Below are 823 nucleotides of genomic sequence, written 5' to 3'. Positions count from 1 at the left end.
CCTCCACTAATTCTTTCATTAGCGTCCCTCTAAAAATGAAAGAATTATCCACTCAATATTTTCATGCGTAACCCCTGAGAAGATAACGTAGTCGTCGTGCCAACTCGTGAATATGTTAAAGGCGCGATAGCAGAACACGCCCAGAGCCGTAACCACCCATACGCAACTCAGGTAGAGCCGGGATTTGTGACACTAAGTAATGATGTTGATAGCGACAGTGAAAAGACTGTGGCAACATCCAAAGCGGTGAAAGCAGCGTATGATTTAGCCAATACAGCCAACCAAAACGCCCTCAATAATAACTCAAATCTCTATTTAGAGAAGAAGCTGAATGGGGCAGATATCCCGGATAAAGCGGAGTTTGTGAAGAATCTTGGTTTATCTGAATTAGTTTATAGAGCCATAGGGAATGGGCCAAACCAAGTGCCGGACATAAACAGTTTTGATTCGAAACTTAATGAATCTGGTTATCAAGTGCTCCCTAGTGGATTAATGATTCAGTGGGGTGTTGTAATCGGTTCAACAAGTACAATGGACGTGCGAAAATTCTCAACTCCATTTAAAAATAAATGCTTTGTTATAACTGGTAGTTATGTTATAGGTGGTGATTGGGGACAAGGTATATCTGCTGAAATTAGATCTAAAGAAGAGTTTTTAATTGTTATTCACGACTCGCTTGGAAATTGGTCAGGTTCACGAGTGCAATATATAGCTAAGTTAATCAATGAAATTATCTGCACTTTTGTTATATACCCATCGTAATTGAAGATACTTGATTTTTCATTCGTATCAGATCAAGATCGCGCCCATGAAAATTACTCTG

At 39.5% G+C, this 823-nt stretch carries 1 protein-coding gene; it reads left to right on the top strand.

Annotated features, from left to right (window positions below; translation table 11 throughout):
* Window positions 1–96 precede the first annotated feature (96 nt).
* Window positions 97–762 carry a tail fiber protein gene (locus NXS07_RS20420; RefSeq protein WP_258087566.1) on the top strand — a complete coding sequence of 222 codons (666 nt, stop codon included), beginning with the start codon at window positions 97–99 and terminating at the stop codon, window positions 760–762.
* The last annotated feature ends 61 nt before the right edge of the window (window positions 763–823 follow it).

Origin of the sequence: Xenorhabdus bovienii, assembly GCF_024721015.1 — a bacterium.
GTDB classification, from domain to species: Bacteria; Pseudomonadota; Gammaproteobacteria; order Enterobacterales; family Enterobacteriaceae; genus Xenorhabdus; species Xenorhabdus bovienii.
The sequence above is the reverse complement of the archived record's forward strand: the minus strand, read 5'-3'. Positions and strand labels throughout refer to the sequence as shown.